24 protein-coding genes are annotated in these 19483 nt (G+C 56.3%); 13 read left to right on the top strand and 11 right to left on the bottom strand.

The genetic code is table 11. From position 1 onward, the window contains the following. Positions 1 to 95 precede the first annotated feature (95 nt). The 8 genes from manD (at position 96) to NCG89_RS03450 (ending at position 6313) form a co-directional block, all read left to right on the top strand. Positions 96 to 1304 carry a D-mannonate dehydratase ManD gene (gene manD / locus NCG89_RS03485; RefSeq protein WP_251088385.1) on the top strand — a complete coding sequence of 403 codons (1209 nt, stop codon included), beginning with the start codon at positions 96 to 98 and terminating at the stop codon, positions 1302 to 1304. Between the two features lie 75 nt (positions 1305 to 1379). Next, positions 1380 to 2381, top strand: a complete 1002-nt coding sequence (locus NCG89_RS03480; protein WP_251088384.1) for a sugar kinase — start codon at positions 1380 to 1382, stop codon at positions 2379 to 2381. 34 nt (positions 2382 to 2415) lie between these two features. After that, entirely contained in the window at positions 2416 to 4062 is a 1647-nt protein-coding gene (locus tag NCG89_RS03475) for a glycosyl hydrolase family 79 N-terminal domain-containing protein (RefSeq protein ID WP_251088383.1), read from the top strand. A gap of 584 nt (positions 4063 to 4646) precedes the next feature. After that, positions 4647 to 4865, top strand: coding sequence for a hypothetical protein (locus tag NCG89_RS03470; RefSeq protein ID WP_251088382.1), 219 nt, complete (start codon positions 4647 to 4649; stop codon positions 4863 to 4865). Between the two features lie 161 nt (positions 4866 to 5026). Further along, positions 5027 to 5617: a RipA family octameric membrane protein gene (locus NCG89_RS03465; protein ID WP_251088381.1), complete on the top strand. Its 591-nt coding sequence runs from the start codon at positions 5027 to 5029 to the stop codon at positions 5615 to 5617. Between the two features lie 130 nt (positions 5618 to 5747). Next, positions 5748 to 5891: a hypothetical protein gene (locus NCG89_RS03460; RefSeq protein ID WP_251089398.1), complete on the top strand. Its 144-nt coding sequence runs from the start codon at positions 5748 to 5750 to the stop codon at positions 5889 to 5891. After that, complete coding sequence (locus NCG89_RS16910) at positions 5854 to 6009, top strand: type II toxin-antitoxin system RelE/ParE family toxin (RefSeq protein ID WP_251088380.1); 156 nt, start codon at positions 5854 to 5856, stop codon at positions 6007 to 6009. Before NCG89_RS03460 ends, NCG89_RS16910 begins: the two co-directional genes overlap by 38 nt. A gap of 13 nt (positions 6010 to 6022) precedes the next feature. Further along, on the top strand, positions 6023 to 6313 hold the full coding sequence (locus NCG89_RS03450) for a HigA family addiction module antitoxin (protein ID WP_251088379.1): 291 nt from the start codon (positions 6023 to 6025) through the stop codon (positions 6311 to 6313). Positions 6314 to 6429: 116 nt separating this feature from the next. On the opposite strand, the gene NCG89_RS03445 is transcribed toward NCG89_RS03450, so the two are convergent. From NCG89_RS03445 to NCG89_RS03430, 4 genes are all read right to left on the bottom strand, one after another. Then, positions 6430 to 6747, bottom strand: coding sequence for a CcdB family protein (locus NCG89_RS03445; RefSeq protein ID WP_251088378.1), 318 nt, complete (start codon positions 6745 to 6747; stop codon positions 6430 to 6432). Beyond that, on the bottom strand, positions 6747 to 6992 hold the full coding sequence (locus NCG89_RS03440) for a type II toxin-antitoxin system CcdA family antitoxin (RefSeq protein ID WP_251088377.1): 246 nt from the start codon (positions 6990 to 6992) through the stop codon (positions 6747 to 6749). Before NCG89_RS03440 ends, NCG89_RS03445 begins: the two co-directional genes overlap by 1 nt. 333 nt (positions 6993 to 7325) lie before the next feature. Then, positions 7326 to 7619 carry a type II toxin-antitoxin system RelE/ParE family toxin gene (locus NCG89_RS03435; protein ID WP_251088376.1) on the bottom strand — a complete coding sequence of 98 codons (294 nt, stop codon included), beginning with the start codon at positions 7617 to 7619 and terminating at the stop codon, positions 7326 to 7328. Next, positions 7619 to 7858, bottom strand: a complete 240-nt coding sequence (locus tag NCG89_RS03430) for a type II toxin-antitoxin system ParD family antitoxin (protein WP_251088375.1) — start codon at positions 7856 to 7858, stop codon at positions 7619 to 7621. Before NCG89_RS03430 ends, NCG89_RS03435 begins: the two co-directional genes overlap by 1 nt. A gap of 150 nt (positions 7859 to 8008) precedes the next feature. Between NCG89_RS03430 and NCG89_RS03425 the strand changes: the two genes are divergently transcribed. Further along, positions 8009 to 8107 carry a type II toxin-antitoxin system Phd/YefM family antitoxin gene (locus NCG89_RS03425; protein ID WP_251088374.1) on the top strand — a complete coding sequence of 33 codons (99 nt, stop codon included), beginning with the start codon at positions 8009 to 8011 and terminating at the stop codon, positions 8105 to 8107. Here NCG89_RS03425 and NCG89_RS03420 read toward each other — a convergent pair. The 5 genes from NCG89_RS03420 to NCG89_RS03400 form a co-directional block, all read right to left on the bottom strand. Next, positions 8104 to 8877 (bottom strand): alpha/beta fold hydrolase, encoded by a 774-nt coding sequence (locus NCG89_RS03420; RefSeq protein WP_251088373.1) that lies wholly within the window; start codon positions 8875 to 8877, stop codon positions 8104 to 8106. The genes NCG89_RS03425 and NCG89_RS03420 overlap by 4 nt on opposite strands. Positions 8878 to 8886: 9 nt before the next feature. Further along, a complete protein-coding gene (locus NCG89_RS03415; protein ID WP_251088372.1) occupies positions 8887 to 9981 on the bottom strand; it encodes a DUF2817 domain-containing protein in 1095 nt (364 codons plus the stop codon). Between the two features lie 6 nt (positions 9982 to 9987). Further along, positions 9988 to 11046, bottom strand: coding sequence for an MJ1255/VC2487 family glycosyltransferase (locus NCG89_RS03410; protein WP_251088371.1), 1059 nt, complete (start codon positions 11044 to 11046; stop codon positions 9988 to 9990). Between the two features lie 28 nt (positions 11047 to 11074). Further along, a complete protein-coding gene (locus NCG89_RS03405) occupies positions 11075 to 11602 on the bottom strand; it encodes a phosphatase PAP2 family protein (protein ID WP_251088370.1) in 528 nt (175 codons plus the stop codon). Positions 11603 to 11726: 124 nt separating this feature from the next. Continuing rightward, on the bottom strand, positions 11727 to 12338 hold the full coding sequence (locus NCG89_RS03400; protein ID WP_251088369.1) for a class I SAM-dependent methyltransferase: 612 nt from the start codon (positions 12336 to 12338) through the stop codon (positions 11727 to 11729). A 650-nt stretch (positions 12339 to 12988) separates the two neighbouring features. On the opposite strand from NCG89_RS03400, the gene sthA reads away from it, so the two are divergent. From sthA to NCG89_RS03385, 3 genes are all read left to right on the top strand, one after another. Further along, positions 12989 to 14377, top strand: a complete 1389-nt coding sequence (gene sthA / locus NCG89_RS03395; RefSeq protein WP_251088368.1) for a Si-specific NAD(P)(+) transhydrogenase — start codon at positions 12989 to 12991, stop codon at positions 14375 to 14377. A gap of 232 nt (positions 14378 to 14609) precedes the next feature. Then, positions 14610 to 14792: a PA3496 family putative envelope integrity protein gene (locus NCG89_RS03390; protein ID WP_251088367.1), complete on the top strand. Its 183-nt coding sequence runs from the start codon at positions 14610 to 14612 to the stop codon at positions 14790 to 14792. 281 nt (positions 14793 to 15073) lie between these two features. Next, positions 15074 to 15856 carry a DUF3014 domain-containing protein gene (locus tag NCG89_RS03385; RefSeq protein WP_251088366.1) on the top strand — a complete coding sequence of 261 codons (783 nt, stop codon included), beginning with the start codon at positions 15074 to 15076 and terminating at the stop codon, positions 15854 to 15856. A 56-nt stretch (positions 15857 to 15912) separates the two neighbouring features. On the opposite strand, the gene NCG89_RS03380 is transcribed toward NCG89_RS03385, so the two are convergent. Continuing rightward, on the bottom strand, positions 15913 to 16791 hold the full coding sequence (locus NCG89_RS03380) for a MaoC family dehydratase (protein WP_251088365.1): 879 nt from the start codon (positions 16789 to 16791) through the stop codon (positions 15913 to 15915). A 149-nt stretch (positions 16792 to 16940) separates the two neighbouring features. Here NCG89_RS03380 and NCG89_RS03375 point away from each other — a divergent pair, with 149 nt between their 5' ends. After that, complete coding sequence (locus tag NCG89_RS03375; RefSeq protein ID WP_251088364.1) at positions 16941 to 17975, top strand: AraC family transcriptional regulator; 1035 nt, start codon at positions 16941 to 16943, stop codon at positions 17973 to 17975. Here the strand turns inward: NCG89_RS03375 and NCG89_RS03370 are convergent, their stop codons facing one another. Then, positions 17976 to 19355, bottom strand: a complete 1380-nt coding sequence (locus tag NCG89_RS03370; RefSeq protein WP_251088363.1) for a 3-oxoacyl-ACP reductase — start codon at positions 19353 to 19355, stop codon at positions 17976 to 17978. Positions 19356 to 19483: the final 128 nt, after the last annotated feature.

Below are 19483 nucleotides of genomic sequence, written 5' to 3'. Positions count from 1 at the left end.
TGTCATCGCCCTCTATGTAATGTCATTTATGTTTAACTTTTGTGACCTACATTGGACAGTCTCAACGGAATTTCTGGGAGTGATCCGGGGCTGTCATGAAAATTGTCGACGCAAAAGTGATCGTTACGTGTCCAGGGCGCAATTTCGTCACCCTGAAAATTGTGACCGACGAAGGGCTGCACGGCATTGGTGATGCAACCCTGAATGGCCGGGAGCTGGCGGTGGTGTCTTACCTGGAAGACCACGTGGTGCCCTGCCTGATCGGTCGCGACCCCCAGCAGATTGAAGATATCTGGCAATACCTTTACCGGGGGTGCTACTGGCGCCGCGGCGCGGTGACCATGACGGCGATTGCGGCGGTGGATGTGGCCCTGTGGGATATCAAGGCCAAGCTGGCCAACATGCCCCTGTATCAGCTGCTGGGCGGCCGCTCCCGGGACGGGGTGATGGTCTACGGCCACGCCAACGGTGAGGATATTGCCGAGACGGTCGACGAAGTGGGCCGCTATCTCGATATGGGCTATCAGGCGATTCGCGCCCAGTGCGGTGTGCCGGGGCTGGCGTCAACCTACGGCGTATCTGGCGACAAGCTGTACTACGAACCGGCCAATGCGAACTTGCCCGAAGAAAACCTCTGGTCCACCGAGAAATACCTCAATCACGTGCCCTCGCTGTTTGCCCAATTACGGGATCGTTACGGCTTTGATGTTCACCTGCTCCACGACTGTCACCACCGCCTGAGCCCCATCGAGGCGGGCCGCCTGGGTAAAGACCTGGAGCCCTACCGCCTGTTCTGGCTAGAGGACACTGTGCCCGCCGAATTGCAGGCGCGCTTTCGGCTGATTCGCCAGCACACCACTACCCCCTTGGCCGTGGGGGAGGTGTTTAATTCCATCTACGACTGCCACACCCTGATCAGCGAGCAGCTGATTGACTACATCCGCTCCACCCTGGTCCATGCTGGTGGCATCAGCCATGTTCGCCGCATTGCCTCTTTGGCGGAGCTCTATAACGTGCGCACCGGGTTTCACGGCGCGACTGATCTGTCGCCGGTGACCATGGGCGCGGCCCTGCACTTTGATACCTGGGTGCCCAACTTTGGTATTCAGGAATACATGCGTCACACCGAGGCCACCGATGCGGTCTTTCCCAGTGATTACCACTTTGACAAGGGCTATCTCAAAGTGGGTGACACCCCAGGCCACGGCGTGGATATCGATGAAGAGCTGGCGGCCAAGTATCCCTATCAGCGGGCTTATCTGCCGGTAAACCGTCTTCAGGACGGGACTCTCTTTAATTGGTGATGGGTATTAACCGGAAATGAGATTTAAGGGTTCGGCGAGCAAACCGGTGATTGGCCCAGGCCAAGGGGCAGGCAATTGAGTTCTGGATCAAGCATCACAACTGCAGGGCAGGCAAGTTCAACATTGCCCCGGGTACTGTGTGTGGGGGAGGTGATGGTGGAGCTGTCGCCTTCAGATAGCGTCCTTCAGCCCCAGCCGAATGCGGAGCCCCGCTACCAGTTGGCCTATGCCGGTGACACCTTCAACACCGCAATTCACCTCGCTCGCTTGGGCATCCCGACCGGGTATCTCACCGAGCTGGGTACCGACCGCTTCAGTGAGGGCATTCTGGCGTTGGGCCGGTCCGAGGGCCTGGTAATGACGGGCTGTGTGACAACCGAAGGCAGCATGCCCGGGCTCTACCTCATTGAAAATGACGCCGCCGGGGAGCGCCAGTTTCATTACTGGCGCGGCCAAAGCGCTGCCCGCAATCTCTTTAGCGGTGATGAAAAGTGCCGCCATGCCTGCGCGCTGCTGAGCCAATGGGACGCGGTGTATCTGTCGGGCATTACGCTGGCTGTGATGGCCCAGGGCAATGAGCCGGGCTTCTGGCGTTTTATCGATGTGCTGAGACAGCAGCGCAAAACCCTGATCTTTGATCCCAACTTTCGCCCACGGCTGTGGCCGGATGAAGACCTTGCGCGAGCCATCTACCGGCGATTGCTGAGCCAGTGTGATGTCTTGCTGCCAACCCTGGATGATGAGGCTCAGCTTTGGGGTTTTGATGACCCCGAGGCCCTCGTGAGTTTTTATCGGGCCTTTGGGGTGGCCGAGGTGGCCATGAAATGTCCCGGCGCCCATGCGATGGCCTGGGCGGGCGGCGAACCGGTGGCGGCGCATTCTGATTACCGTGGCCAGGTTGTCGATACCACCGGTGCCGGCGATGCATTTAATGGCGGTTATCTGGCTGCGCGGCTGGCCGGGCAGTCGCTTATTGATGCACTGGCGGCGGCCCATCGCGTTGCCGCCACTGTGGTCGCCGTGCACGGGGCGATCCCGGCTATTGAAACCGAGGCTGTCACGGGGGCGCGCTATTAAGTCTTTTGCGGTTATTCAACGCTATCGCGGGGCATTGCTAACGCAGTTGGCGATGCTGGGTCGGCGGCTGAGCGGCTTGCTGTGGCGGGTATGGCAAGGCCTGGCGGCACTGGTGTCGCCGCCCCAGGCCGGAGCCAGAGACCGGGCTACCCTGTTTCTTCCGGGGGAATCCTTGAGTGCTGAGGCCAAGGTGGCTGACTCCGAGAGCAGCGTCGGCAGCCTTTCCCACCTGAGGCCGGTGGCGGAGATCGACAAGCGCTACCTGTCATTCTCGGTGGATATTTCGGTGCTGGCCGGTGGCTTTTGGTGGGAGGGAACCAACGACAGCCGCCGGGGCCTTGGCACTCTACGCATTCCGCCCCTGAAACTGACCTCCGCCAAGCTCGACCGCTTGGTGGGCCTGCTGGGGCCAGCCTATCTTCGGGTGGGCGGCTCGGAGGCAGACAAGATTCATTACTTCGACAACCCGGAGGGCAGCAGTGACGCGCTGGTGCTGACCCGGGAGCAGTGGGATGAGCTGCACGCCTTCTTACAGCGCAATGAATTGAAACTGATTTTTACCTGCAAATACGGGCTGTTTAAGCGGGAACACCACGGCAGCTGGCAGGGCGATGAGCTGCTCAAGCTGCTCGACTATACCCGCCAGCAGGGTTACCAGATTGAGGTCTTTGAACTGGGCAATGAGCTCAATGCCTACTGGGCCTTTCACGGCTTGTTGTCTCAGCCCCGGGCAATCAACCTGGCCCGGGACTACAACCGCTTTTTTAAAGTGGTGCGCAAGGACTTCCCGGACGCGAAAATCTCCGGGCCGGGCAGCGCCTTCTGGCCCAAGCTCGGTGAAACCGTGCGGCCCATCAGTAACATCACGCCGCGCTTTCTGGCCAATCTTCGTTTCAAACTCGATATTGTCGATTGGCATTACTATCCCTTTCAAAGCGATCGCAGCCCGGTGCGCACCCGCCGGGCGCGGATTCATCATCTGCTCGATCCCAAATCCTTCGAATATTTCCACCTCTACGGCAACCGACTGCGCGCCCTGCGGGATCGCTTCCAGCCCCAGGCCGAGGTCTGGACCGGGGAAACCGGCTCGGCCCAGTGCGGTGGTCAGCCAGAACTCTCTGATCGCTGGGTATCCAGCTTCTGGTGGGCTGATCAACTGGGCATGGGTGCCCGTCTCGGCCAGCGGGTAATGGTCAGGCAATCGCTGATTGGCGGTGACTACGGCATGATCGTGCGGCTCACCCTCAAGCCACGGCCCGACTACTGGGTAAGCTGGCTATGGGGGCAATTAATGGGCACCCAGGTCTACGCCATCGACAGCAGCTCCCCTCATCTGCGCTGTTATTTGCACTCGGCCAAAAAGGGCAAGGGCAAGACCCTGCTGCTGATTAATCTGGCCCCCCACCGGGTGCGCATAGACCTGGCGCCCGCGTTGGCCAATGCCATTGAGGGTGGCTATCAGATGACGGCAAAGAACCTGACCAGCCGGCGGGTGAGACTGAATGACAAAAAGCTGCGCTTTCGGGGCGGTACCGTGACCCTGGATGACTTTGAGATGCTGCCCTTCACCGGTGACGTGGCACCCTACAGTATCAGCTTCTGGTGCTGCGCAAGCGGCAGTAAAGAGCGTGCAGAATCTGCTGAACCCACCACCGATACCGATTCGAAAGCGGATTTGTAAAAAGTCGGAACGGCCGGTGTTGATTTACACACAACACCACTACCCGCTTCACCCATCAGCTGATCAACAGCCGACCTGCCTTCGCTGTTTGAATCTCCCTAAAATAGCTCAACATTCCTTTTTCAGTTGCCGCGGGCGCGCTATTACATTCAGGTGCTGCTAAGGCGTTGATTTCTATCAGTGTGGGTATATGATCAGGGGAAAGGAATTGCAGAAAAATTAGAGGGATCGCGTCTTGCTAATATCGGCAGCGACTTCAACGGATTTTTTTCAACTCCATGACATTGCCGGGGTTTTCGCGACCTTTCCAACCCTTCCTCGAAGATAGGGAGCCAGAGTGATATAAGGCCCTGGTCTCCGCAATAAAGCTGTTATGCATTACAAGGAGATCAACATGGAGCGATGTAGCAACCCCGATTGTGAGAAGGACTTTTATGTCAATAGCATAGGAGGAGGTGTTCCCGGTGGCAAAGAGCTTGAGCCAGTTATTTGTCCATACTGCGGAACAACTGTCAGAACAGAAATGACATCGGCAACGTTTACTACCTGCAAGATCGAAGACGTCAAAAAATAAGGAGTGTTTTATGAATCAAGAATATAAAGAGAAGATAGGCCTTCCCGATAATCACGATCTTGTTCAAACGGATACCAAGTGGGAACAACGAAAGGGCCAGGATACGGATACATACTGGTACGACGAAGTAGATGAGTCCGGTAACGTAGTCGCTAAATACGTTGTAAGAGATTCCACTTCAATTTATCCACCTTTCGGAAGAAGTATCTCTTACGACAAGGTAGGCTAGGTCAAATGCATAACAAAGGCAGCATCGTCCTTCTGGATGGACGGGGGGACGGCCAAAGCTCCGCACCCTTTTGTGCAATCACTGCGCTTATTTTGCACAAAAACGCGCTCCATTTTGTCAGTTCCTGTCGTGGGCGCTAGAATTTAAAACGGAATATTCCTATGAATGAGCCTCAAGATAATCAGCAGAAAGAAAAAGAACTTGAAAGAGACGTGCTCAAATCTCTGTATGAATTGAGCATTGAAACTAGAAATTTCGAGATAGGACAGTTGATCCATAGAAATAACTTTTTCATGCTATTTCAGGGTGTTTTGTTGGCGAGTGTTCTGCAGGCAGAGAATAGTCGGCCTATGGTTGAGTTCACTATTTGTTTCGCTGGTTTATTTGTTTCTTTTTATCAAATGCAAATGGCAAGTGGTGCGAAGTTCTGGCAAGAATGGTGGGAGAGTCGCGTGGATCACTACGAAGTCCTGCTAGAAAAAAACATCAAGCATGATGGCGATAAATTTTATAAGCTCTTCACCACTTCAATGACGGATGTCGTTAGCACTGTTAGCTCGCGAATTTCAGGGAAGCGCAGGTTCACTAACTCTCTAATTCTAAGCAGATATTCTGTTGGCCGGGCGCCCATGAAAGTTAGTGTTGTGCTTGTTTTTACGTGGATGGTTTTGCTATCTACAACTTTGAACTGGTCATTTCTAGGAACTTTTCAAGAGCTAATTGTGGGATTTTCAACACATGCCATCGAGTAAAAGTTCTAACAAAAGTAGGCAAGTCGACGCCAAATTGCGGCGCGCTTGCTACTGGCGTTGAGGCTGTAGATTTTCTCTTAAAAACCAGCGTTTTTTTCTAAAATTCGGCATCCGCTCAGGGAGTGATGGCATGCCCAAGTTCAAACCCTACGACTACAACCAGAATGCGATGGTTGTGATCAATTTTGCCGAGCAAATCCTGCCTGGCACGTTCGAATTTGCCCTCTACGAGCTGATTGAGAAGTGCCATATCAGACCCAGGAAACCATCTTGAGGCTCTCAAGGGTGATCTTAAAGGATTTCACAGTATTCGTATTAACAATCAATGGCGAATTATTTTCCGTTGGAGCGAAGGAGCGGCCCATGATGTTCAAATCGTGGACTATCATTAACAGCAGGTGATTTATGATACCTTCAAATAGAATTGCTACGCATCCAGGTATTATTCTCCTTAAAGAATTCCTGGAGCCCTTGGAAGTTACCCAAAAGGCTTTGGCTGATCACTTGGGGGTGCCGGTACAGCGCATTAATGAAATTGTGCGCGGTAAACGCGGAATTACACCTGACACTGCTTGGCTGCTTTCAGAGGCGTTAAATACTACCCCTGAATTTTGGCTCAACCTGCAGTCCACTCATGACCTTTCCGCACACCGCCCTGAGCGTCATGTTCAGCCTCTTATCGCACTTGGCGCATGACAAAAACCGGCAGTCGGGCAGCCAAAACTCTGCACCTTTTGTGCTGCTCTGCTGCTCGCTGGCGCTCAAAAATTAGCACTAAAGGCTCTCCGTTCTGGCTGCCGCTGCGGTAGGCATTAAACGCCAGTGATAGCAAAGTCCACAGCCGCGATAATGTCGTCGCGAAAATGCGCTAACGAGCCAATGGGAGCTTTTAAATATTTTGCGGGAATGGCCGCTATCTGTGGCACAAGAAGCAAGAGGCGTTCACCGTCATAGTTAATTTCGGGCGTCAGCTTTGTCATTGCCTGGTTCTTGAAACTTTGTAACTTTCCAATGGGCACAACAATTCGCGTGGAAATGTCCTCTATTACCGGACTTTGAACATCAACAAGATACGGAAATGCTGTGCGGGTATTTACGCTAGGGTTTTCATAAACATCGAACTGCGCCATTAAAACTCCCTGAACTCATCCCCAAAGCATCCATTTTTTTCAACGAATTGGTTGTAGGCGCGTATGGCATTTTTATTTTCATCAGCCCAGTTCTCGGCGCTAGATTTAGCCAGCTTTTCAGCAAGAGCTTGCTCCAGGGTGGCCGAGAGGTTGATGTTCAATGCCTTACACTTTTTCAGTAAGTCACTGTTTAAACTAAGATTTGTCGGTTTCTTCGGGGCTTTCAGGTCGAATAAAGGTCGCATGTTCGAGTGCTCCAAAAATCGATATGCGCACAATTATGCGCATGATTGTGCGCCTTGTGAAGCATTCAACAAGCGGGCCGTCGGACAAATCACTCGCTGCGCCCTGCGCGGGATGCGCTAGGCGTTGCTTCGCAAGCCGCTTACATTGCTGTGATGGGCTCTAGCAGGTTGTTGATTTTCTATCTGCGTTGCCACTGCGGCGTTAAAAACAGGCTCAATATGCTCATTTACTAAGTGTAAACCCGAGGGTCGGTCCCACCGTTTTTCGCCTGTTTTTGTCCGGGCGGCGTTCCGCTTGCATTGGCCGCCTCGAAAACGAAAATCAACAGCCTGCTAGAGGTGCTGGTCCACATCCATACTATTGTGGAGAATGCGGACCACAACAATCTTGGACTCCGTGCCAGATCGATAAAATATGATATGGCTGCCTTGGCTAAACTTCTTATAGCCTGGCTTTATGTCTTCCGCAGCGTGGCCAATTTCAGGCTGCCGAGCAAGCAACCTGAAGGCATCGTCAAGTTGCTTGAGGTATTTATCGCGTTGACGCTTTCCCCACTTCTCAGAGGTAAATCGTCCAATATCAATAATGTCTTTTCGGGCAGCGGAGGTGAGCAGGAATGGGGGCATTAGTGAGCTTCGTTATCCAATTCTGCGATAACACTGTCAAGTGAGTACTCGGCTATCCCGCTTTGCTCGCCTTCATCAAGGAGGCGCCGCAACCTTTCAAGTTTGCTCTCAGTCTCTTCAAGCAAGCGCAGCCCTGCTCTCACTACTTCGCTCGCGGAGCCATAGCGGCCATTTTCAAGTTGCGCAGCAATGAATTCATCAAAATGGGGGCCGAGGGTAATGCTGGTATTTCTAGCCATGAGGAGCCTCCTGTACCAAATATTGGTATATCCTGCCAAGAAGTCCACGACAAGACAAGGCAGACCGACGCGATAAAGCGGCGCGCCTGCTTACGGCGTAGTTGGCGGAGCGTACGGTTAAGCGTACTGTTTGCGGAGCGAAGGTGACTTATGACGACACTGAACGCCACAGAAGTCCGCGCCAAGCTCTATGCCTTGATTGATGAGGCGTCGACCAGCCATCCCTTCCCGCACTCGCTACAAAGCTAAGCCTGCGCCACCAACTGCCGAATAATCCACTCCGGGTCATCCAGTGGCAGATCGTGACCTGCATCAGGGTGCAGTGTCAGTGGCCATTGGTACTCGCTGGCAAGCTTTTCACTGCAGCGCCAGGACACCATGCGATCTCCCCGGCTGGATAGCACCAGGGCTTTGCCGATGCCTGCCATCGCCGCAGCTGACGGTGAGCGGGCAGTGCTTGCGGCAAGCAGCTGCCGAAAGACGTTGCGTTTTTGCAGCCGGGCTTGCTGGCGAATTTGCACCCAGTCGCTGAGCGCGGCTTCAATTGCCGAGGGGCGATTGCTGACCAGGTTCAGAATAGCCCGCTCCTGTTGCTTGATGGAGCGGCGGCCGAGGGCAGACAGCATGGGGGGCAGGGCGCCGGGTTGTAGTCGCCAGTGCAGCGGGCAGTCGGCGGCGCTGCCGTTGATTAACACCAGCGCGGCGATGCGCTGGGGTTGTAGGTCCACCCATTTCAGGGCGGCCATGGCGCCGAGGGACAATCCCAAAATGCCAATAGGTATTTCTGGGTCAGGCCAGGGCATCCGGGCGGCCAGGTCGGCAGCGATGGCGCTCATGGTTCGGGGTGACAGCCGACGGTGCTGGTCGCCGAAGCCGGGTAAGTCCAGATGGGTGATCTGCCAGCCCAGTTCAGTCGTGCAGCGCTCGGGGAAATTGCCCCAGTGACGTTGCTCGCGGCTGAGGCCGCGCAGAAATACCCAGTGCGTTGGCCAGGCTGACGGTGCTGAGGCGGGTTGCATTGTTGCCTCCTAAAACTGACGGTACCAGAGCGATTGGGCCATTTGCTGCATCTCCCGTTGGTGATCGCCTTCGCTGCGCCATTGATGATAATTGCGCGCGGCGGAGAGCAGGAAGTCGAGCAACACCAGATGGCTGCGCAGTACCCGGGCGTGACGGTGGGGCACGGTGGGATTGAACAGTCCTGCAAAGCTGAATAGCTGGCGGGGACGCTTCTTGACCCACAGCCAGGAGCCCATCTCCAGAGTCAGCGGCAGCAGCTGCAAACCTTCCTTGCGCGTTTTGATGTAGAGGTAGTCCCAGATGTCGCCGTGGCTCAGGTAGTGCAGGGCCTGGGGGCCAAAGGCGTAATTGTGATTGGGGAAATTGCGCTCCCACAACAGCTTCAGGGAAACATAGTCGGCGATGGATTCAATGGGACTGCGCCGGTAGGCGTAGGGAATCCATAGGTGATCCTGAAAGCCAAAGCCCGAGTGAAAATCTACTGCCAGGCACATGCTGTCGGGTTTGGTGCAGCGGCGCACGACATTTTCCAGGCCAATAAACTCGGCTTCCCAGGGGCCATCCCGACGGCCGCGATACCAGGGCAGCTTGCGCCAGATTCGCTGTCCGCCGACCAGAAAAGGGACTTTGTCTTCGGCATCAATAGGCGCGTGCCGGTTGAGGTCCACGCAATTGCCGTTGCTGCGCCAGCCGCGGATCATGCCCACCGGGTTGATCAGGGGCATGGCCACAATGGCAATCTGATCTTCAAACTGGGCGCGCCAGTGTTTGTCCCAGCGGCAGCGTTCCAGCACGCTTTCCAGCCAGGCCAGCAGCACTTGCGTGCCGATGCGTTCAACTCCGTGAATACCGCCGGTGACCACCAGACAGTGTCGGGCGCGTGCGGGGTTGCCCAGGGTGAGGGACACAATGGGTAATTCCATGTCCTCGAAGGGGACCGTGGCTTCGTTGCGGGCAACGAGCAGGTCTCGGGACACCCGGTAGAGTTGCTCGGTGGCCAGAAGCTCCGGCAGCCGCCGATGCAGGCGGCCCCGGCACAGGTCCATTACCTCGGTGAAGCTGGGGAGCTCGGGGCCAAAGGCGGTGTCGGCATCAACAGACAAAATATCTCAGCTCGCCTTTGCCCTGATCAGTGGATCGCCGCTGCGTTGCCAGAGTGATTGCACCAGGTCGTCGCTGTCGTGCCAGTGGCCTTGCATCAGCCAATCGCAGAGGGCTTCGGCAACGTCGGGGTAGCGCTGGGGCATTTGCCGGGGCAGTCCGGCCAGCCATTGTTTGATTCTATCCAGGGAGAACTCCAGCATGACGCTGGCGTGGCCCAGGGCCTCAAGGGCGGCGGCATTGCCGAGCTGTTCAGACTGCCCGGTAACGGGTTTGGCCAGGGCGGGAATGCCCATGTGCAGGCATTCGCTGATCAGCTCGAAGCCGGCATTGCAGATTACGCCCTGGGCGCTGCAAAGGTCTTTTTTGAAACCGTGGAGGTTGGTGCGCCGCTGGCTGACGTTGCCCAGTTCTTTGTCTTCGAGGGTGGGGGCATACTGAATAAAACGATAGCCGGGAATTTTGTTCAGCGCTTCCAATACCTGCTGCTGATTTTCAAAGGGCAGGTACACCACAAAGTGCGGCGGCAGGGTCGGCGGTAGCAGCGTCTCTTTGGGGTTGATAATCGGCGGCACAATCGCGGCGTTAAAGTGGTGCCAGTGCAGGCCGATGCGGTATTTGGCCGGGGCAAAGTAACGCATCACCAGGCGGTTGTTAAAATCGACCCCGCGCTGGGGGACGTCGGGATGACCGAAGGCGTACTGGTGGCCGATGCCAACAACAGGTTTATTTCGCAGGCGGCCCGCCCAGGCCGTGACCGGCTCAAAGTCGGTGACGATCACGTCGATATCGTCCAGGGGGAGCGATCTAACGTCGTTGATAAACCGCAGGGGTTTGGCCTCCAGCACGGTGTGCAGGTGGCTGATCCGGCCGTTGCGGGTGGCAAAACTCAAGCCGTGGCGAAGTTGGTAGTCGCCAAACACTTCCATGTCGAAGTAGTTATCAAAGTCGCGCCCGCTAAACAGAAACTGGACATCGGCGCCCCGGGCATTGAGGTGCTTTGCCATCATTCGCGCCCGGGAGATGTGGCCGTTGCCGGTGCCCTGAACGCCGTAAAGTATCTTCATTGTGCTTCCTGAAACCCGAAGTGGTCGATCAGACCATTACCTGAGCGTGGGCCAAATGGGCGATGATGATGCCCAGCGCCGCGCCTGCCAGGGTGTCGGTGGGGAAGTGCACCCCGAGAATGACCCGGGAGGCGGCAACCGCGATGGCCCACAAAAACATGGGTGCTGCAATCACACCGAAAAACAACACGGTTAACGTGGACAGCAAGAAGGCGGCTGCCGTATGGCCAGAGGGAAAGCTGAATTCATCCGAGGCGATGATGCTGGCACTGAAGGCGGGGATGGCGGCAGGTGGGCGCCGACGGCGGCAGGTATTTTTCAGCACCCAGTAGAGAGGCAGCCAAACGGCGAAGCTGAGGGCCACGGCAATGAGGTAGTTGAGCCCCTGGCTGACGCCAATGCTGTAGAGCAGAATTGGCAACAGTAGCTGGGTGTAGCCATCACCGGTTTTTGAAATGCCGTAGGCAATGCGGGACAGACGCTGCTGATGGCGGGTTCCCACACAGGCCAGAAACATTCTTACATCGAACTGATTTATCGACTGTATTAAGCGCATAGTAGTGTCCTCATGCTAGGAACTCTACGCGGCTGACGTTGCAGCACAGTGACGTTTATATTGCAGAATTACGACATCGTGACCTGCAGATGTCCCGTAGCCTGGCGGCGCAGGTGACGGTCAATCAGGCGTTCTCAATCAGCAGAATGCTGCCGCGATAGCGGCTGGACAGGCTACTTTGCCAGGGAAAAAGCTCGGCAAATTGCGATTCAATCAGCGCATCGGCCACATCGAGAAAAGGCGGGCGATTGGGGTCGCTGATCAACACCTTCTGCACGCCTGCCTCCAACGCCCGGTTGATACAGTCGTAAAGGTCGGCGGCCATGTCGTCCCAAAAGCAGATATCGCTGCCGAGCAGCACATCAACCCCCTCGAATTGGGCCTCAGTGAGGCTCGAAAAGTCCTGAGTCAACGTGCTAACCTGAAGATCGTTGTGGCTCGCTTGGGCTGCCAGGAAAGGAAAAACGCTGTCGTCGGCATCCAGTGCGGTGACCTCGCAGCCGCGGCTGGCACAGTACAGACCGGCCAGCCCCCAACCACAACCCAGTTCCAATACCCGTGTCCCTGCGGTCAAAGGGTGCTGCTCCAGGTAATCCGCCAGTACCAGGCTGGCGCTCCAGGTTTTATTGCCGTGCAACGAGGTGCGGCTTTGACGTTTCAATCGACGAATAGTGGGGTGACGGCTGGTCATCCAGTCCAGTCCGTAAAATGCTTTGGTGTGGCTAGAAGCGGTCACGCAGAGGCTCTCGTTGGGTAATTAGACGACCCGAGGGCCGGTGGTAATCTTGCTGGATGCAGCGCTGACAAGGTCAGGGCTGAATGGACAGCGCTTACGTTAGATAAGTATCACCCAGATTGTCATTCCCGCGAAGGCGGGAGTTGAGGCTGACTGGGGTATTATCGTTGCTGGATACTCGCCTTCGCGCACTAGTGTCCGGAATAATTTTTATGTCGTCATGCTCGCGAATGCGGGCATCCAGAAAACCCAGCACGTTAGCAATCACTGGATACCCGCGTTCGCGGGTACGACGATATTCGGTAACCCCTCTGGCCGGTTGTGCATTTAGGCTTTTATAAATCAAGTCTCGCCTCTGGCAGGTGCTGTTTGTGTCCACGATGTAAAGTCCTTGCAAGCCGTGGCGCAAATTATTCCGGACAGCAGTGCGCGAGGGCAGAAATCCAGGTTTGCCGGGGTATTATGGTTGCGCAATACCCGGCTTCACCGGGGTGACAGGCTTAAGTCAGTGCCATTCGGGTCAGAGCTTACACCAAAGTCGAGATTACCAACGCCCCTGAACACGGGATAATTGCCGCAAATGAGTGGGTCGCTTTGTTGATTTTGGCAGGGCGGCAAGCAGAATCGATGCTGATACAGCGAGGAGCATTATGGGCCAGGATTACGATGTGATTGTGTTGGGCAGTGGCCCGGCGGGGGAGTCGGCAGCGCTCAATGCCAGCAAGCGCGGTCAGCAGGTCGCTGTGATCGAGTCCCAGTCGTTGGTGGGAGGGGCCTGCACCCATCAGGGCACGATTCCTTCCAAGGCCCTGCGGCATATGGTTCGCCAGGCCATTCGCTTTAATCAGGCGCAGATCTTTCGGGATCTGGGTGATCCCCGCACCCTGACCTACCCCAAGCTCCTCAGCCATGCAGAGGAGGTCATCGCCCAGCAGGTTGCCATGCGCAGCCGCTTTTACTATCGCAACAATATCGAGCTGATTCACGGCCAGGCCAGCTTTGTGGACAGGCATACCCTGTCGGTGCAGCGCCAAGGTGGCCGAAGCACCCAGCTGCGGGCAGCCCAGTTTGTGATCGCCACCGGGTCTCGTCCCTATCGTCCCGCTGATATCGACTTTGATCACCCCCGGGTGTACGACAGTGACACGATTCTGAAAATGACCAACACCCCGCGCAAGATGATCGTCTATGGCGCCGGGGTGATTGGCTGTGAATACGCGTCGATTTTCTCCGGTATCGGTATGAAGGTGGAGCTGGTCAATACTCGCGACCGGCTGCTGGAATTTCTCGATGACGAAATCTCCGACGCCCTGAGTTACCACCTGCGCCATATGGGGGTGATGATGCGCCACCGGGAAGAGGTGGATCGGGTAGAGGCAACGGACCTGGGGGTTACCCTGCATTTGAAATCTGGCAAGCGCCTGCACAGCGATGCGCTGCTGTGGTGTAACGGCCGCAGCGGTAATACCGACGCGCTTAACCTGTCAGCGGTGGGACTGGAGGCCGACCATCGCGGTCAACTCCAGGTGGATGAGCACTATCAGACGGCCGTTCCCGGCATCTTTGCTGCGGGCGACGTGATCGGTTGGCCGAGTCTGGCCAGTGCCGCCTACGATCAGGGCCGGGCTGCGGCGGCCTCGGCCCGGGGCAAGGAGCAGTGTCGCTTTGTCGACGATGTGCCCACCGGAATTTATACCCTGCCGGAAATCAGCTCTGTGGGCCTGACCGAGCGCGAACTCACCGAGGCGAAGATTCCCTACGAGGTGGGGCGCGCGTCTTTCAAGGACACCGCTCGGGGGCAGATCAGTGGCGAGACGGTGGGTATGCTCAAGTTGCTGTTCCATGTCGATACCCTGGAGATTCTCGGCATTCACTGCTTTGGCGCCGAGGCGGCAGAGATTATCCACATTGGTCAGGCAATCATGAAGCAGCCCGGTGAGGGCAATAATCTGCGCTACTTCCTCAACACCACCTTCAACTATCCCACCATGGCCGAGGCCTATCGCACGGCGGCGTTCAACGGCATCAATCGCCTCTGACACGCTCTCGACTGTCTCGGTTTTCCCATAGCTTTGCTTCGGCAACTCCCGGCTTTTTTGCAGCCGGGCAGAGGCCGTATTTTGCATTCTGAAAAAAATGACTTAAGCCGCAACTTTTTGATTGACACAGTTCCGTTCTAGGAATAAATAGTGCGACTTAAGGCGGCATGGGTTTGGTGGCTTTGATCCCGGCCTCCGGGTTTCCGATTTACCAGTAGCAGTGGAGTGGAATATGGCAGACGACTTGGCTGACGATGATCTGGAAGAAGGCTTTGAGGAGTCCGAAGACAGTGGTTTTGAAGAGCGCGCAGCAATGGGCGGCCGTGACCACAGTATTCGCCGAAAAATCGAAGAGCGTTTGGAACGCAAGCGCTTGATGGAAGAGCTCGACCTCCTCGACGACATCGACCTGTAAAACCGGGGCGCTTTGGCTGCCCGGTGATTGCTCGCCCAAGAATGCCGCATATTGCGGCATTTTGTTTTTCTGCTCCCGCAAAATTCCCCGACGCCCCAGCGGATCGCCCTGGTTGCCCGTAATGCGGGGCGGTTATACCATGTGAAAGTTGAATCTAGTTTACACTGACAGGCTTTTGAGCTGATGGGGTCTGGCGGTGTTGAGCATCCAGCCGGGGAACCAGTTGTCGCTTGCGACAACAAAAAACAATAACGTATTAAATCCACAAACGGGGTTGTCTAATGAATTGGAAAGCAATATCGGCAGTAGTAGCGATCGTAGCGGTAGCGGCGTTTGTCTGGTATGTCCTGGAGCGGTCGGCTACCACCGTCACTGAGCCGCCAGCACCCGGCGATGAATTGGTGGAAGATACCAAGCCGGTGAAGACGGTCAAGGAAACCCTCGCGGTGGAGTCTGACCCCGAGTATCAGCAAAAGGCAGACAGCATTGTTGCGCCGCCGACCTCTGTCGACAACAGCGACGAGAAAGTGCGAGAAGCTGCCGCCGACCTGTCGGAGCCGATGGCCGCCTGGTTGACGCCGGTAGAGCAGATCCGCAAGTGGGTCGCTCTGGTCGAGCAGATGGCATCCAACAAGCTGCCCAGCCGAAATTTGCCGGTGGTATACAACAAAGACAGCTTTCTGGTGATTGAGACCGAGCAGGGCTTGATTGCGGATCCCGCCAATTACAAACGCTGGGACCCGCTGATTTCAACCATTACCGCGCTGGACCCGAAGCAGGTCGCCATCTATTACAAAAAGTGGTCGCCCTTGCTGGAGACCAGCTACAACGAATTGGGCAACCCCCAATCATTTGATAATCAGTTCCGGACCACCATCGAGCACATGCTGTTTGTGGAGCCGATTCCGGCCAATGCCAAGTTGAAACAGCCCAAGGTATTTTACGAATACGCCGATGCCAAGCTGGAAAATGCCGACGCGCTGAGCAAATGGATGTGGCGGCTGGGGCCTGACAACATGGCAGCCCTTCAGGCCTGGTTGAAAGAACTGCAGAGCTACCTGTAAACCGCTGAGTTTGCCAGTAAGGCGCCCCTGCGGCGGCTTACTGGCAATACACGGGCCTAATCCAGATCCCGCAAATAGCCATCCAGATGGGGGCGGTCACCGCGCTCATTGCGCAACGCAAAATCGATTCCTTTATCGCCTTCCTGTTGGCAAAACTGCACCTTGGCTGGCAGGAAAATCGGTGTCTTGAACTGCGCGAAACATTCACTGCGCTCACCCACCTGATCACTCAGCGCGGCGATACAGGCTGCCTGACTCCACATGCCGTGGATGACCATCTTTTTAAAACCCAGAATCTTGGCGCTGAGATTGTGCAAGTGGATAGGGTTGAAATCACCGGATGCCCGGGCGTACTGGCGGGCCTGACGGGGATGCAGCTTCCAGATTTCAGCGTCGTCAAAGGGGCGCAGGGCAGGGCGTGGGCTGCTGTCGGCGGGCACGCTGGTTTTTGCCCGGGACAGATACAGACTCTCATCCTCCCAGACTTTGTCCTGATCCACGTAGGCCCGGCAAATGAACTGGAATTCAATCCCTTTGTCGTTCAAGCGTGTTTCGCCAATGCGGCAGTCCAGGGTGGGGCGCTCGCCGAGTTCGATGGGGCGGAACTGGCGCAGGGTGTTGGTCAGGTGAATACAGCCCATGGGGGTTACCGGAAAGTCTTTCTCCAGCATCATCGACATTTGCAGGCGAAAGGCGAGCACGTGAAGAAAGCTCATGGGCAACAGATTGCTTTGGGTGTCAAAGCCACAAACTTGTCGGTAACGCTGTAATTGGCCTTTGTCGATGCGCAATTTCTCCGCAGAAATTCGCGTGTCGGGAAAGGCGGGTGGTGTACTGATCTGCCGACCAGGCGACTTGCGGGTAAAGGCGGCCCGCAACAGCAACGGCGGTGTGCTGGGCAGGGATTTCATCTGGATTTGATTACTTGCGGTCATGCTGGGCTGCCTCCATACTTTAGCCGGTCCGGGTGCTGCCGGGACTGTTAATGCCAGTATAGGAAATAAGTCTGGCAGTGGAATTTGCCAGGATGCAGTTTATTGACGTTTTTGCGGCCAATGCGCAGTGGGTAACGAAACCAATCATAATGAATGACACGAGCAGAACCGACGTTTCCGATTTGAGTGATTCCAGTTTTCTGGTGCAACTAGTCTACCCCGCCATGGAAAAGCTCGGACTTGATGTGGCGCGCATCGTCGATGAATGCCGAATTTCCCCCGAGTTATTGAAGGATCGCACGGCCCGGTTTCCCCATGCCGCCCAGGCGCGGTTTTGGCGGGTGCTGGAGGAAGTCAGTGGTAACCCCCATATCGGTTTGCATATTGCTGAAGTGGTGCCGGTGTATCGGGGGCAGGTGCTGGAGTACCTGTTTTTAAGCAGCCCGAATTTTGGTGAGGGCCTGAAGCGCGCCCAGAATTATCAGCGTCTGGTCACTGATGCCATGCAGTTCGAACTGCAGCTGGGTGAACCCAGCTCCCGCCTTCGCCTGGACTTTGCCGGTGAAGACGATCCCTTTCTGCGGCATCGCAATGAGTGTTTTGCCCGCTTTCTGATCCGCTATTTTCAAGCGGTCACCGACGGTGCTTTTGCCGCCGAGCAGGTGACGTTTAGCCATCAGTTGGTGGGGGATGCAGACGAGTACCAGCGCCGCTTTGGCTGCCCGGTGATCTTTGATGCGCCGGAGCAGGCGCTGATCTTTGCCAGTGATATTCTGGCAACACCGTCGAGCCATGCCGAGCCCGATCTGTTAAAACTGCACGAAAAGCTCGCCAGCAAGCAGCTGGAGCGGCTGGAGCGGCAGGATATTGTTGCCGAAGTAAAGCGGGTCATCGCCGAGATTCTTGAGTTGGGCCAACCCAGCCTGGAAGGGATTGCCGAGCGGCTGAATATGAACGAGCGAATTCTTCGCGCCCGCCTCACCGAGGCGGGTACCAGCTTTAATCAGGTACTAGCCGATTATCGCTGCATTCTGGCAAAACGCCTGTTGGCCAGAACCGAAGAAAGCGTGTCTGACGTGGTGTACCTCACCGGCTTTTCCGAACCCAGCACCTTTTATCGGGCCTTTAAGCGCTGGACCGGGCTGACACCGGTGGAGTACCGCCAACAGAAGCAACAGCTCTAATCAGGCGCCAATCCAGGCCTGACCACACACCCGAATGGTGTTGCCGTTAATCGCTCTGGAGGCCGGGTTGCCAAACAGGGCGATTGTTTCAGCCACATCCAGGGGCAGACCGCCCTGCGAAAGCGAGTTCAAGCGACGGCCAAACATACGCGTCATCAGCGGCACGGCGGCGGTCATGGCGGTTTCGATAAAGCCCGGCGCTACCGCGTTGACGGTGATTCCCTTGGCCAGCAGGGCCGGATCTTTGGACATGTAGTCCACGTAGCCAATCACCCCGGCTTTGGATGCCGCATAGTTTGTCTGCCCCCGCTGACCGGCAATGCCGTTCATGGAGGAGACACCTACGATGCTGCCGCCGTCGTTGATCACCCCACCGCTGAGCAGTGCGTCGGTGATTCGCTGAGCGGCCGCCAGATTGATATTCAGGGTCAGCTGCCATTGCTGCTCGGTCATATTGGCAATGGTCTTGTCCCGGGTGACCCCGGCGTTGTGCACTATCAGATCCGCGCCACCCATCTTGCGAAGCTGCTCGCCGATCAACTCGGCGGCGTTATCTGCGGTAATGTCGGCCACCAGGGCTTCGCCTTTGATGGCCGCCATGGCTTGATTCAACTCAGCGGCCATCGGCGCGACATCGACACCCAATACCGTGGCGCCATCACGGGCCAGGGTTTGGGCAATGGCCAAACCGATACCCCGGGAGGCGCCGGTGACCAGCGCGACCTTGTCCGCCAGGGGTTTGTGCCATTCGGGCAGCTCCGGGCAGCTTGCAGCGCTGATTCGCAGCACCTGGCCGTCGACATAGGCCGATTTCCCCGACAGCAAAAAGCGCAGGCCGGAATCGATATTTTCTTCGCCGCCCTCAGCCACGGTGATCAGTTGAGCCGTTGCGCCTTTTTTGCCGACCTCTTTTGCCAGCGAACGGCTGAAGCCTTCCAGCGCGCGCTGGGTTGCCGCAGCGCTGGCGTCGGCCGCGTCCAGGTGGGGACGACCCAGCAGAATGATGCGACCGCTGGCGGCGAGTTTGCGAATGTTCTGATTAAAAAAGGTATAGGCCTGAATTAACTCCAGGCTATTGGTCAGGCCGCTGGCGTCGAAGATCAGGGCCTGGTAGCGCTCGGCACTGCTGCCACCCGTTTGTCCGGTGAGTGAGCTAGCCCGATGACCGAAGTGAACGCTGGCCGTGCTGTCGCTGAGGTTGCGCACCACGGGGCCGAGCAAGTGGGCATTGTCTCCCGCATCGATCATCACATCGCCGCTGATAAAACTGTCTGCATTGCTGTCGTAGCGACGCAACTCGGCGGGCGTCGCCACACCCAGGGCGCCGAGAATTTTCTTACCGGCTTTAGAGTTGATAAACGCTTCGATGCGGTCGGTCATTGCCTTGTCTCCAGGGTTCATGGAACTGCAGTTATTGTCGGGCTAGTCTATGCTCTCCATGGTGATCGACGTTACCAAGCGAGCATCACAGTGTGCAATTGATTGACTCACACGCTGTGAGTTCAGCG

Source organism: Spongiibacter taiwanensis, assembly GCF_023702635.1.
Classification (GTDB): Bacteria; Pseudomonadota; Gammaproteobacteria; order Pseudomonadales; family Spongiibacteraceae; genus Spongiibacter; species Spongiibacter taiwanensis.
The sequence above is the reverse complement of the archived record's forward strand: the minus strand, read 5'-3'. Positions and strand labels throughout refer to the sequence as shown.